The 11,982-nt window shown below is 71.6% G+C and carries 11 protein-coding genes, 1 tRNA gene and 2 pseudogenes; 8 read left to right on the top strand and 6 right to left on the bottom strand.

Annotation, left to right across the window (positions count from 1 at the left end):
- Positions 1-346 precede the first annotated feature (346 nt).
- Complete coding sequence (locus tag ACIBL4_RS13250; RefSeq protein ID WP_399409299.1) at positions 347-952, top strand: DedA family protein; 606 nt, start codon at positions 347-349, stop codon at positions 950-952.
- Between the two features lie 25 nt (positions 953-977).
- Here the strand turns inward: ACIBL4_RS13250 and ACIBL4_RS13245 are convergent, their stop codons facing one another.
- On the bottom strand, positions 978-1,208 hold the full coding sequence (locus ACIBL4_RS13245) for a DUF2277 domain-containing protein (protein WP_399409298.1): 231 nt from the start codon (positions 1,206-1,208) through the stop codon (positions 978-980).
- Positions 1,209-1,311: 103 nt separating this feature from the next.
- On the opposite strand from ACIBL4_RS13245, the gene ACIBL4_RS13240 reads away from it, so the two are divergent.
- Positions 1,312-2,232, top strand: coding sequence for a ketopantoate reductase family protein (locus tag ACIBL4_RS13240; RefSeq protein ID WP_399409296.1), 921 nt, complete (start codon positions 1,312-1,314; stop codon positions 2,230-2,232).
- Positions 2,233-2,302: 70 nt separating this feature from the next.
- Here the strand turns inward: ACIBL4_RS13240 and ACIBL4_RS13235 are convergent.
- Positions 2,303-2,599, bottom strand: a pseudogene (locus ACIBL4_RS13235) (NAD(P)-dependent alcohol dehydrogenase); the annotation flags it as partial.
- On the opposite strand from ACIBL4_RS13235, the pseudogene ACIBL4_RS13230 reads away from it, so the two are divergent.
- From ACIBL4_RS13230 to ACIBL4_RS13220, 3 genes and pseudogenes are all read left to right on the top strand, one after another.
- Positions 2,594-2,764: pseudogene (locus tag ACIBL4_RS13230) on the top strand (TetR/AcrR family transcriptional regulator); the annotation flags it as partial. The pseudogenes ACIBL4_RS13235 and ACIBL4_RS13230 sit on opposite strands and share 6 nt — an antisense overlap.
- A gap of 107 nt (positions 2,765-2,871) precedes the next feature.
- Positions 2,872-3,225, top strand: coding sequence for a hypothetical protein (locus ACIBL4_RS13225; protein ID WP_399409294.1), 354 nt, complete (start codon positions 2,872-2,874; stop codon positions 3,223-3,225).
- Positions 3,226-3,429: 204 nt separating this feature from the next.
- Positions 3,430-4,086 carry a hypothetical protein gene (locus ACIBL4_RS13220; protein WP_399409292.1) on the top strand — a complete coding sequence of 219 codons (657 nt, stop codon included), beginning with the start codon at positions 3,430-3,432 and terminating at the stop codon, positions 4,084-4,086.
- Between the two features lie 83 nt (positions 4,087-4,169).
- On the opposite strand, the gene ACIBL4_RS13215 is transcribed toward ACIBL4_RS13220, so the two are convergent.
- Positions 4,170-4,241, bottom strand: a tRNA-Val gene (locus ACIBL4_RS13215).
- A gap of 199 nt (positions 4,242-4,440) precedes the next feature.
- Between ACIBL4_RS13215 and ACIBL4_RS13210 the strand changes: the two genes are divergently transcribed.
- On the top strand, positions 4,441-5,301 hold the full coding sequence (locus ACIBL4_RS13210) for a DUF4097 family beta strand repeat-containing protein (RefSeq protein WP_399409290.1): 861 nt from the start codon (positions 4,441-4,443) through the stop codon (positions 5,299-5,301).
- A gap of 74 nt (positions 5,302-5,375) precedes the next feature.
- The gene (locus ACIBL4_RS13205) at positions 5,376-6,776 is read left to right on the top strand and encodes a hypothetical protein (protein ID WP_399409288.1); all 1,401 of its coding nucleotides are present in this window, start codon (positions 5,376-5,378) and stop codon (positions 6,774-6,776) included.
- A 19-nt stretch (positions 6,777-6,795) separates the two neighbouring features.
- On the opposite strand, the gene ACIBL4_RS13200 is transcribed toward ACIBL4_RS13205, so the two are convergent.
- Genes ACIBL4_RS13200 through ACIBL4_RS13190 form a run of 3 tightly spaced genes read right to left on the bottom strand, consistent with a single transcriptional unit; the run spans position 6,796 to position 11,497 of the window.
- Positions 6,796-7,950, bottom strand: coding sequence for an amidase domain-containing protein (locus tag ACIBL4_RS13200; protein ID WP_399409286.1), 1,155 nt, complete (start codon positions 7,948-7,950; stop codon positions 6,796-6,798).
- 58 nt (positions 7,951-8,008) lie between these two features.
- Positions 8,009-9,286: a hypothetical protein gene (locus tag ACIBL4_RS13195; protein ID WP_399409284.1), complete on the bottom strand. Its 1,278-nt coding sequence runs from the start codon at positions 9,284-9,286 to the stop codon at positions 8,009-8,011.
- Positions 9,287-9,340: 54 nt separating this feature from the next.
- On the bottom strand, positions 9,341-11,497 hold the full coding sequence (locus ACIBL4_RS13190) for a transglycosylase domain-containing protein (protein ID WP_399409370.1): 2,157 nt from the start codon (positions 11,495-11,497) through the stop codon (positions 9,341-9,343).
- Between the two features lie 250 nt (positions 11,498-11,747).
- Here ACIBL4_RS13190 and ACIBL4_RS13185 point away from each other — a divergent pair, with 250 nt between their 5' ends.
- A complete protein-coding gene (locus ACIBL4_RS13185) occupies positions 11,748-11,969 on the top strand; it encodes a zinc ribbon domain-containing protein (protein WP_399409282.1) in 222 nt (73 codons plus the stop codon).
- Positions 11,970-11,982 lie beyond the last annotated feature (13 nt).

Raw genomic sequence — 11,982 nt, 5'->3', positions numbered from 1 at the left:
TGGGGGGTGGACTACCTGGGCGGTGGGGGGGGGCCCCGGGGTGGGGCCGCCGCCGCGCGGGGGTGGTCGCCCGCCGGGGGGGGGGGGGCCCCCCCCGGCCCCCGGGGGGGGGGGGGCCCGGGGGGGGGGGGCGGGGGGCCCCCCCGGCCGGGGGGGGGGGGGGGGGGCCCCCCCCGGGGGGGGGGGCGCCCCCGCTTCGGTGCATGCGGGGAGTTTCCGTGCTGAACCCCCCGTGAACGGCCCGTCACACCCCAGGCGTACGCTCTATGGCTGTCATCGGCCACTCCTGCCGCTCCGCCGCGCCATCGCGGCACGGTCTGGCCCACGGGGGACCAGGGGAGTTGCGGTGCTGGAGCATGTGGGGTCGCTGTTCGGCAGCCCATGGATCTACGCGGTGGTGACCCTGTCCGTCCTGCTCGACGTGTTCCTGCCGGTGCTGCCCAGCGGCGTCCTGGTGATCACGGCGGCGACGGCGGCGGCCGCGGGCACTGCGGCCGACGTGCCCGACATCCTGGTACTGACCCTCTGCGCGGCCACCGCCTCCGTACTCGGTGACCTCGCCGCCTACCGCCTCGCCTGGCGCGGCGGCGACCGGCTGGACCGGGCGATCTCCCGCTCCCGGCGCCTGACCACCGCGCAGGAACGTCTCGGCACGGCCCTCGCACGGGGTGGCGGCGCCCTCGTCGTCCTCGCCCGCTTCGCGCCCGCCGGCCGCTCGGTCGTCTCCCTCGGCGCGGGCGCCGCCCACCGCCGCGCCCGCGACTTCCTACCCTGGTCTGCCCTGGCGGGCCTCACCTGGGCCGTGTACAGCGTCGCCCTCGGCTACTTCGGCGCCCACTGGCTGGGCGCGAGCTGGCTGGGGACGGCGGTGTCGGTGGCGGCGCTGTTCGGGGCCGGGGCGGGGGCGGCGTACCTGATGCGCAGGGAGCCGCGGGTGTCGCGGGTGTCGTAGGTTTCGTAGGGGCAGGGCGCAGGCGTCAGCTGGCCTTCTGGACCCCGGCGCCGCGGATCTCCAGCCCGTCCAGCAGCTCGGCCGTGGCCTGCGCGACGGCCTCCACGGCGCGGTCGAACACCTCCTGGTTGTGAGCGGCGGGGGCGCGGAAACCCGACACCTTCCGCACGTACTGCAACGCGGCAGCCCGAATGTCCGCTTCCGTGGCCTCCTCGGGCAGGGCGGGCGGACGCAGGGTCTTGATGCTCCGGCACATGCCCCCAGTCTCACCCTTTCGCCCCCCCGTACGACAGCGACACCTGCCAAGATCTTCTCGAGGCGGCCACCACCGTGGGGCCGACCGACGAGAGGAACCCGACATGGGCAACGAACTCACCGTGGCCGTCCTCGGCCCCGGCGGCGTGGGCGGTCTGCTCGCCGCCCTGCTCTCCCGCGCCGGCCACCGGGTGATCTGCCTGTCCGGCGAGGAGACGGCCCGTGCGCTGCGCACGGACGGCATCCGGGTCCGCAGCGCGCACTTCGGCGACTTCGCGGCCCGGGTCGAGGCGGACACGCAGCTGCGCGAACCGGTCGACGCGTGCCTGGTCGCCGTCAAACACACCGCCCTCGACGCCGCCCTGGCGCGCGTCCCCGCAGCGGCACTGGCCGACGGACTCCTCGTGCCGTTCCTGAACGGCGTCGAACACCCGGCGACCCTGCGCGCCCGCTACCGCCCCGACCTCGTCGCCCCCGCCGTCATCCGCGTCGAGTCGACCCGCGTCGCCCCGGGCGTCATCGACCACGGCAGCCCCTTCGCGGAGATCGACCTGACCGGCGCCGAGGTGCCCCGGGCCCGCCTCGACGCCCTCGCCGAGACCCTCACCGCCGCCGGCCCGGTCACCCGGGTCCAGGGCGACGAGACGGCGGCCCTGTGGGCGAAGATGTCGTTCCTGGCCCCCATGGCCCTGCTGACCACCCGCTACGGCGTCCCTCTGGGAGACGTCCGCACCCGTCACCGCGACGAACTGACCGCACTGGTCGAGGAGACGGCCGCGATCAGCCGCGCGTGCGGCGGCCCGGCGGACCCGGCGCAGTCCCTCGCCCGCTACGACGCCTTCCCGCCGTCGATGAAGTCCTCGATGCAACGCGACGCCGAAGCGGGCCGGCCGCTCGAACTGGACGCCATCGGCGGCGCGTTGCTCCGCGCGGCCGAGCGGCACGGCGTAGCGGCCCCGGTGACGGCCCGGGTGGTGGGCGAGCTGTCCGCCGGCCCGGGCGCGGAGGCCCCGGGCAGAGGCTGATCCGGCCTGGCGCCGCGAAAGCCGACCGCAGCGGCGGTAAGGACATGAAGGCAGTGGCCCGGAGCGCCGTTCAGCCCAGGTCGGACATGTCGAGGACGAAGCGGTAGCGGACGTCGTTGCGCCGGAGACGGTCGAGGGCCTCGTTCACTCGTGCCGAAGGGAGCAGGTCGATGTCGGCGGTGATGCCGTGTTCGGCGCAGAAGTCCAGCATGGCGGCGGTCGCCGGCCTGCCGCCGCTGCCTGCGGAGCTGAGCTTCTTGCGCCCTATGAGCAGGTCGGTGGTCTCCACGGTGACGGGTCCCAGGTACCCGAGGTGGCTGAGCGTGCCGTCCATGGAGAGCAGGCGCAGGTAAGGACCGAGGTCGTGGCGGGAGATCCGTTCGACCTCATGGCCGTCGTCATCGCCATGTCCATGGCGTGGTCACCGGTCAGCAATGTCTACGCCGCGACCGCACAGGAGCCCCCCGAGCGGCACGAGCGGCGTCGCGCCCTGCTCCGCGACAGCGTCCGCCGCGCGATGGCAGCCGACTGAGGCCACTCGGGCAGCAGCCCGCCAACTGGAGCGCTCGGTCACGCCCGTTCGCATGAACCACGGGAAGGAACTCGCCTGGCCAATTCGAACAGGCGTATCATTGGGCCGTGGCAACGACCTATGACTTTCCGAGTGACCTCCTCGCCGGCCAGGAGGAACTCCATCAGGTCCGGGCCGAGCTGTCGGCCCTGCTGAAGCGCCTCCCCTGGTCGGTCGAACCCCTGGACGGCTTCAGCGACGACAACGGCTGGCGCAAGGTGGAGCGCCCCGCCTCCCCCGGCTGGACAGCCGACGAACAGACCGAAGTGGAGAAGCTCCGGCGGCGTGAACACGAGCTCGCGGTGTTCATCAGCACGCACCGCTACTGGTCCGAACTCTCCGGCCCCGAGCGGGTGGCGGCCCGCTCGGAACTGAAGCACGCGCACGAGGCTCCGCCGGAGGAGACGGACGGAGCCCCGTAGCGGGCGAGCATCCCGAGAAAGCGCCCCAGGCCGATGTGGGCCCGGGGCGCTTCTGACGATCCTCACCATGGGCCGCAGATCCGCATGCCTGGAAACGGACGCAACACACCCATTCGTGTCACAGGAACATCACTCCGCAACCACACTGCCTTCACGCGACGCATGATGCTCCCTCAGCACCTGCACCACACATGGGGGGACACCATGAACAAGCGCACCACCACAGCCGCACTCATCGCGGCCGCCCTGCTCACACTCACCGCCTGCGAGGGCACCGACACGAGCAGCGGCAACGACTCCAAGACCGGCCGGGGCAACAGCTCCGAGCCCAGCCAAGGCAGCAACGACAAGGCCGACACCAGCAACGACACCACGAAGGCCGAGACCGCCTCGCTGCCCAACATGACCGGCAAGGGCCTCCAGTCCGCGCAGGACCAGGCCCAAGAGGCAGGCTTCTACAGCCTCACCTCGCACGACGCCCTCGGCCGCGGACGCATGCAGGCGTTCGACCGGAACTGGAAGGTATGCTCCCAGACCCCGAAGGCCGGCGAGCACTCCACCGACACCAAGGTCGACTTCGCCACGGTCAAGCTCGAAGAGGACTGCCCGGCCAAGGACGAGGGTGCCGCCCCTGAGGCGGCCGGCGGCACGATGCCCGACTTCAAGGGCAAGGCCGTCAAGGTCGCCCGCCAGAGCCTCGACGCTTCGACGAGCATCACCGTCAACGATGCCTCCGGCCAGGACCGCATGGTCCTCATGGAGTCGAACTGGAAGGTGTGCAGCCAGGAGCCCGCCGCCGGCGCAAAGCTGGACGGCCGGCCTGTGACGCTCACAGCGGTGAAGTTCGAGGAATCCTGCTGACCTGATTCCCTCCGTCGTGCGGTACAGGAAGAGGCCCTCCAAGGTGATCCCTGGAGGGCCTCTGACCTGCTGCTCGGTACCGGTGGGCGCGGACGGTTTCGAACCGCCGACATCCTGCTTGTAAGGCAGGCGCTCTACCCCTGAGCTACGCACCCGGCTCCCGGGCCGTGCGCCCAGGACGAGTCGACAGCCTACATTGCCCGGGGCACGGTCCCGCAAACCCGATCCGTGGGTCGGCCCGGGGGTTAACCCCACCGTCTTTCCGGGAGCGGTCCGGATCCCCCGGCGGGCTCTGGATCCATACGGTCGTAGAGCGCTCGAAAGCGCTCTACGACCGTCCAGGGGGAGATCGTCATGGCCCGCACCACTCGCACTGCCGGCACCGCCGGCGCCACCCGCACTGTCTCGGCCCGCGCGGTCGCCGTCGCCGGTGCCGTCGTGGTGCTCGTCGCCGGTCTCAGCGCCTGCGGCGCGTCCGCGGGGGACGACACCGACCCCGACCGCCGGTCCTTCGACCTCCAGAACCGCACGCTCACCGTCGACTCCGACGACTCGGCCCTCGAGATCGTCGCCGCTGACAAGAACCCGGCGGGCAAGATCGAGGTCACCCGGTGGTTCCAGGGCTCGGTCGTCGTCGGCAAGGAGCCCAGGGTCACTTGGTCCATGCGGGACGACCGGCTGGTGCTGCGGCTGAAGTGCTCCGGCTTCGTCGTCGACTGCTCGGCCAAGCACCGCATCGAGGTACCGCGGGGCGTCACCGTGAAGGTCGAGGACGGCGACGGCAGCGTGCGCGCCCACGGCTTCCGGGACCCCCTGAACATCCGCACCGGCGACGGCTCGGTCCGCGTCACCGACACCACCGGCCCCCTGAACATCCGCACGGGTGACGGCTCCGTCCGCGTCACCGACACCACCGGCCCCCTCCGGATGCGCACCGGCGACGGATCCATCCGGGCGGACGTCTCCTCCCGTGACGTGCGCACCCGCACCGGCGACGGCTCGGTCCGCCTGGAGCTCGGCGCCGTACCGGACCGCGTGGAGTCCCGCAGCGGCGACGGGTCCGTGACCATCGCGCTGCCCAAGGCCGCCTACCGCGTGACCACCGAGACCGGTGACGGCGGCGTGGATGTGTCCGTCCCCCGCGACGAGAGCAGCTCCCATGTGGTGTCCGCCCACACCGGTGACGGCAAAGTGACGGTCCGAACAGCGAACTAACCGGCCCGTGTGTTCGTCCTTAACCGGTGGGAGAATGACACCGGGCAGGGTGGACGACAGCACGGGAGAGGGATGTGACGGCGACTCCAGCGCAGCCGTACTCGCCGTCGCTGCCGCGCGCACACCGCCCGCGCCGCCGCCTCCCCCACACCCCGGGCCCGGTCCGTGACGCGCTCACCCTCATGGCACTGCCCCTGCTGGCCGCGCTGGCGCTGCCCGCCGCCTTCGCGGGCGGAGGCACCCGGCGCTGGTTCGGCGGCCGGGCCGAGAGCCAGCGGGCCGAGGCACAGGCCGCGAAGGACGCCGCCGCGGCCGCCTTCTACGAGCTCGACACCGCACAGCGCGACCTGCGCATCTCCATCGAGACGATCACCGCCGTCGACGCCTCCCCCGCCGCCCGGCGCGCCGTCGCCGACTTCGACGCGCTCGGCCGGCGCATCGACGAGGCCAGCCACCAGTACATCAACGCCGTCGACGCCCACGACCTCGACCGCGACGACCTGGAGGCCTCGTCCGCCGCCCGCGCCCGCACCGAGCTGACCGCCGCCAAGGAGGAGCTCGGCCGGGTCAAGCAGGAGCTGGACCGGTTCACCGAGGGCCTCGGCCCGCTGCTCGGCAAGGCCGAGACCCAGCTGGCCCGCCTCGCCCCGGCGGTCGAGCGCGCCCGGCAGGCCCTGCTCGCCGCCTCCAACGCCCTCGACTCCGTACGGGCGACAGGGCTGAAGGCCGACGATCTCGCCGCCCGTCTCGCCGCCCTGTCTCCCGAGCTCACCAAGCTGAACCAGGGCGCCGGGCAGCACGGCGTACCGCAGACCCTGGAGCGGGCCGAGCGGGTCACGCGCGAGGCGGAGGCGGTCCGCGTGGAGGCCGAGCGGCTGCCGGAGCGCGCCGCCCAGATCGATCACCGGCTGGTCTCCCTGCGCACCCGCGCCCAGGCCCTCACCACCCGCTCCGAGCAGGTCGAGCCGATCCTGAGCGAACTGCGCCGCCGCTTCACCGTGGCCTGCTGGCAGGACCTGCAACGCGTCCCCGGCATCGCCGCGGAGAACGTACGCCAGGCGGAGACGAAACTGGCCGAGGCCCGGTCCGCCCGCGACGAGCAGCGCTGGGCCGACGCCACGGCCCTGCTGTCGACCGTACGAGCCCTGCTGAACAGCACCGACGAGGCCGTCTCGGCCGCCGGCGACCGCCTGCACCGCCTGAACGCCGTGCAGAAGGACCCCCAGCAGGAGATCGAGCGCACCCGCTTCGCCATCCGCGACGCCCAGCGCCTGGCCATGGCCGGCCGCAACACCCCCGACCCGCGCCACGCCCGCCCGCTGGACGACGCGGTGTCCCGCCTGGAACGCGCCATCGCCACCCTCGACGGCCGCCACCCCGACTACTGGCACTTCCTCATGGAAACGGAAGCCGTACGCCGGGCCGTGTCCCGCGTGGTGTCCGAGATCCGCGAGGAGCGAGGGGCCGGACACTGAGCCCGGCCCCCGTCCGGTCTCAGGTGCGGTAGGCGTAGTAGTACGCGTTCGGGTACGACGCGACGAGGCTCGCCACCGACCTGCGGAGGGTGTTGTTGGAGTGGTAGGTCACGTACGGCACACCGCCGCTCCTGTACGTGACGATCATGGTGTGGTCCTTGGACCCGTCCCTGTCGAAGTCCACCTGGAGGACGTCACCGACCTCGAGCTGGAAGACGTTGGCGAGCGGCTTGGTCCGCTTGGAGTTCTGGGCGAACCAGGACCACTCGTTGACGCCGACGAAGGAGTCCGACTGGATGTCGGCGTTGCCGAACCACTTGGTGTAGTCGTACACGTAGCCGGGGGCGTGCTTCCAGCCGCCCGCCTTCAGGGACTGGCTGACGAAGTTGGTGCAGTCACCGCCGGCGCCGTGGCCGCTGAAGTCCGGGTAGTCCTTGTTGAAGACGTTCCAGTACTTCTCGGCGTAGGCCGCCATGGCCTTGTAGTCGTACGTCGTGCCGGTCTTCGGGGCGGCGGCCGGGTTGCGGGTGACCGCCGCGCGCGGGGCGCTCGGCGTGGTGTTGTCGGCGGCGGTCGCCTTGACGGGGGCCGGCTTGGAGAGCGTGTTCACCGCGAGACCGCCCTGGTCGGTGTCGCGGATGCCGGTCAGCCGCCAGTCGCCCTGCCGGTCGGCCTTGAAGGTCAGCTCGTGCCGGGCCTGGAATCCGGTGGTCTTCGGCGCGTCGCCACGGGTCCGGGCGTAGGTCAGGGTCGTGGTCTCGGTGACCTCCGCCTTGGCCGTACGGCCCGTCACCCGTGTGGCGTTCAGGGTGACGGTGGTGCTGGCGTCGCGGTACGTCTCGCCGGCCTTCGCCAGCCTCTCCCTGCGCTGCCCCAGCGCGGACAGGGTGGCGTCCTCGGTGCGGGCCGTGCCGGTGGACAGCGCGACGTCGCCGGAGAAGCCGTCGGTCAGCGGCTGGTCCGCGTCGGCCTGCCCTGCGTCGACCAGGGCGTTGGTGCGGTCGGTGAAGACCGCGTCCGCCAGCCGCTGGAAGGTGGCCCTGGTCCGCGCGTCCACCGTCGGATCGTCGCTGACCGCCGCGCCCGCGCTCCAGTGGGGCAGCAGGGCGACTCCGGCGACGACCGAGGTCGCCGCGGCGCCGACTATCGTGACGCGCCGCCGCGTCCCGCTCAACTTTCTTGATCTCACTGGTGTTTCCCCTCTTGTTGCGTCTGTTGCTTCCGAACCCTGGTCACTTCACGACCGTCGACCAGTCGGGCGACTGCGCCGGGTCCAGGCCGCGCAGTCGCTGCAGGGTTGCGGGCTTCTGCACGTCGAGCCAGTCGGCCAGTTCCCGGAAGGACACGCACTTGACGTCCTTCTTCGTGCACATGGCCTTGACGACCCGGTCGACGGCCCGCATGTAGATGCCGCCATTCCAGTCCTCGAAGTGGTTCCCGATGAACAGCGGGGCGCGGCTGCCGTAGTACACGCGGTTGAAGCCGGACATGTAGGAGGCGACGGTCTCCTCTTCCCACTGGGGGTACTTCGCCGGGTCGCCCTCGATCTCGCCCTCGGACTGGTTGTAGAGGAAGTTGAAGTCCATCGACAGGCCCTGGTACTTGCCACCCTCGTAAGGGAGCATCTGCAGCGGGAAATCCCATATGCCGTTCTTCTTGCCGGGCCATATCTGGAAGTCGCCCGCGGAGCTGGCGTCGTAGCGCCACTTGTAGTCCTTGGCGGCCTTCAGCAGGTTCTTCTGGCCCTCGAGGCAGGGCGCCCGGCCGCCGGTGACCTCCTTCCTGAAGTCGAACGGCAGCGGGTCGACGTCCCGGAAGCCGGTGTTGGTCTTCCACTTCTCGGCGAAGTCGTAGAACTGGTCGATCTCGCTCTTCCACTCGGCGACGCTCCAGTCGCCGCCGCCCTTCTTGCCGCAGAAGTGGCCGTTGAAGTGGGTGCCGATCTCGTTCCCGTCCTGCCAGGCCTTGCCGAGCTGCTCCAGCGTGGTGCGGATGTGCTCGTCGGTGGCGAAGCTGATCGCCGCCGAGCCCTTGGCGTGCTGGGGCGGGGTGTAGAGGTCCTTCTTGCTCTTGGGCAGGAGGTAGATGCCCGTGAGGAAGAAGGTCATGTGGGCGTCGTACTCCTCGGCCAGCTCCCGGTAGTGCGAGAAGAGCCCGTCGTCGCCCTGCAGCGCGCCGTCCCAGGAGAAGACGACGAACTGGGGCGGCTTCTCGCCCGGTTTGAGCGGCACCGGCTTCAACTGGCCTTTGGGAGGACCCGTGTAGGAGGTGGAGCCGTCCCCCAGGACCTTCGCCCTGCCGTCCCACCGGGGTTCCTGATCCGGCTTGGCGGGGGACGCCCTGCGGGCCCCGGAGGAGGCGGTCGGGGTGGTGGTGTCCGAGCGGGTCAGGACCAGATAGCCCGCGACCAGGGACGCGACGACGAGGACGGCCGCCAGGGTCAGTATCCCCGCAGGCGCGGTGCGGCGAGGGGCGCGGGGTCGTCGGCGGCGGCCGGAGGGCGGTGTCATGCGCGGCTCATTCTGCGAAGGGGGTGGGGGTACGGGGCGGTGCCGGGCGCGGGGTCAGCCGATGCCGCGGGCACCGGACCAGATGCGGTACGGGACGCTGTCGCCGGGGGAGCCCGCGATCCCCTTCAGCGGCAGGGGTTCGAGGCTCTTGGCGAGGTCGATGCGGTAGGCCACCACGGCCGTCGACACGGAGTCGGCCGTGCCGACGTACCAGGCGGCGGTGTCGTTCTGCGTGGTGCCGGCCTTCCCGGCCACCGTGGCGGTGGCGGCCGCCTGCGGGCGGGCGGTGCGGAAGGCGTCGGTGAGGGCGGACTGGACCGCCTCGGCCACGGCCGCCTTCACCGCACGGCGGGACGCGGGCTTCGTCAGCGCGACCTCGGAGCCGTTGCGGGTGATCCGGGCCACCGAGTACGGCTCGACGTGCGTGCCGGCGGCTGCGAACGTGGCGTAGCCGCTCGCCATGCGGATCGCGCTGGGCGTGGCACTGCCCAGGGACATCGCGGGCACCTGCGGGCCGAAGCTGGAGGAGAGCAGGCCGGCCCGCTGGGCGGTGTCCCGCACCGTGTCCAGGCCGGTGTCCATGCCGAGCTGCATGAACGGCGTGTTCACCGACAGGGCGAGCGCCCGGCTCAGGCTGATGCGCCCGTACGACTTCCTGCCGTCGTTGTGGGAGGTGACCTTCTTGCCGCCGCGGTCCCAGTAGGGACCCTCGGGTGTGGTGACGGCGATGCCGTCGTCCCCGTCGTACAGCGTCTGCGGGGTCACCGCGGTCGCGGGGCCCTCACGGGTCTTGTGCACTCCGTTCTCCAGGGCGGCGGCATAAACGAACGGCAGGAAGGCCGAACCGGCGGGGACGGTGGTGGCGTTCGACTCGTTGTAGCCCTGTTCGCGATGGTCGGGGCCGCCGTGGACGGCGAGGATGCGCCCGTCGGTGGCCACCGAGGCGGCGCCGAAGTGCAGGGACTTCGCCTTGGCCGCGTCGTCCTTCCGCGCCCGCTTGCGGGCCTTGTCGACGGCTTCCGTGAGCGCGGTCTCCTGCTTGCGGTCGAAGGTCGTGTAGATCTGGTAGCCGCCGAGGTCGAACTCCCTGGCCGAGAGGTGCGCCGCCTTCTTGGCGTACTGGGCGGCCAGTTCGACGAGATAGTCGCTCTGCTTGCCGGTGTCGTACCCGGGCGTCCGCTTCAGCGGCTCGGGGAAATCCTTGTACCGGGCCCGCTCGGACTTCGACAGCGCGCCGGTGTCGACCATGCGGTCGAGGATCCAGGACCAGCGCTCCACCGCCCGGGCGTGGTTGGCCTTGCTCAGGGCCGGGTCGTAGAGCGCGGCGCCCTTGAGGAGGGAGGCGAGGAACGCGGCCTCGCCGGCGTCGAGTTCGCCGACGTCCTTGCCGTAGTAGGCCTGGGCGGCGCGCTGGATGCCGTAGGTGCCGCGGCCGAACCAGCTGGTGTTGAGGTAGCCCTCGAGGATGTCGTCCTTGCTCATCTCGTTGTCGAGCTTGAGGGCGAGCATCGCCTCGGTGAACTTGCGGCCGACCGAGCGGTCCTGGTTGAGGTACACGTTCTTGACGTACTGCTGGGTGATGGTGGAGCCGCCCTGGGTCTCCCCCTGGCCGAGGGTGCGCCACAGGGCGCGGGTGAGGCCGCTGAAGGATATGCCGGGGTCGCTGTAGAAACTCGCGTTCTCCGCCGCCAGCACCGCGCCCCGGACGTCCTCGGGTATGTCCTTCAGCGGCATGTCCTGCCGCCGCACCCAGCCGGTGCGGGCCATGGGCGTCCCGTCGGACCAGAAGTAGACGTTGTCCTGCTGGGTGGCGTACGAGTTGAGGTTCTCCGGGATGTCGGTGGCGGCGTAGGCGGAGCCCAGGAGGGCGACGGTCAGGCCGGTGAACGTCAGCGCGGCACCGAGCCACTGCCGCCAGGAAGGCACCCAGCGGCGCCAGCCGGTGCGGTCGGCGTGCGGGTAACGGGGGCGGAGGCGGTGGGCGTGGGACCCGACGCGGGTGACGAGTCGGTTCAGCCTGGGGCCCGCGGCCGGGATCCGGGACAGGAGGGAAGGCCGGGGGGCCCTGCGCCGATGGCGCGATCTGCCGGGTGCGCTGCCGTCCGGGGCCGTGGCGGAGGATGGGTTCGCGTTGTCGGTGGCGGCCACTTCGACGGTGCGCAAGAGCACGGTCTCGTCCGCGTTCATGGAAGCGGGGACCTTCAACTGCATGGTCTCGTCCGGTTCCCGCCCAGCCTTGTGCACGGCTTGTCTCCCTCCCCCTCACGGTGGTGCTCGCGCGGAAGGGCAATGGCTGCCGTGGTCGACGGCAACGAGCCCTCATGTCCCCCCGCCTTGCGGCTCCTCGTGACGATCGAAAGCTATCAGCGGCCTTTACAGGACCTCCACACCGGCATGGCAAGAGTGATCAAAAGGAATCCCGAAGGGCGGTATTTCCGCCGGTGCGGATTAGTCTGTCCCCATGCCTCGCTACGAGTACCGCTGCCGGACCTGCGGCGACACCTTCGAACTCAGCCGTCCCATGGCCCAGTCCTCCGCTCCGGCGGCATGCCCCTCGGGTCACGACGACACGGTGAAGCTCCTGTCCACCGTCGCGGTGGGCGGCGCGGCCTCCGCCCCGGCACCGGCACCCCGCTCGGGTGGCGGCGGTGGCGGCTGCTGCGGAGGCGGCTGCTGCGGCTGACGCCTCTCCTCGG

This window comes from Streptomyces sp. NPDC050416 (genome assembly GCF_044458845.1).
Taxonomy (GTDB): domain Bacteria; phylum Actinomycetota; class Actinomycetes; order Streptomycetales; family Streptomycetaceae; genus Streptomyces.
Note: the sequence above shows the minus strand (reverse complement) of the source record. Positions and strands in the feature narration are given on the sequence as shown.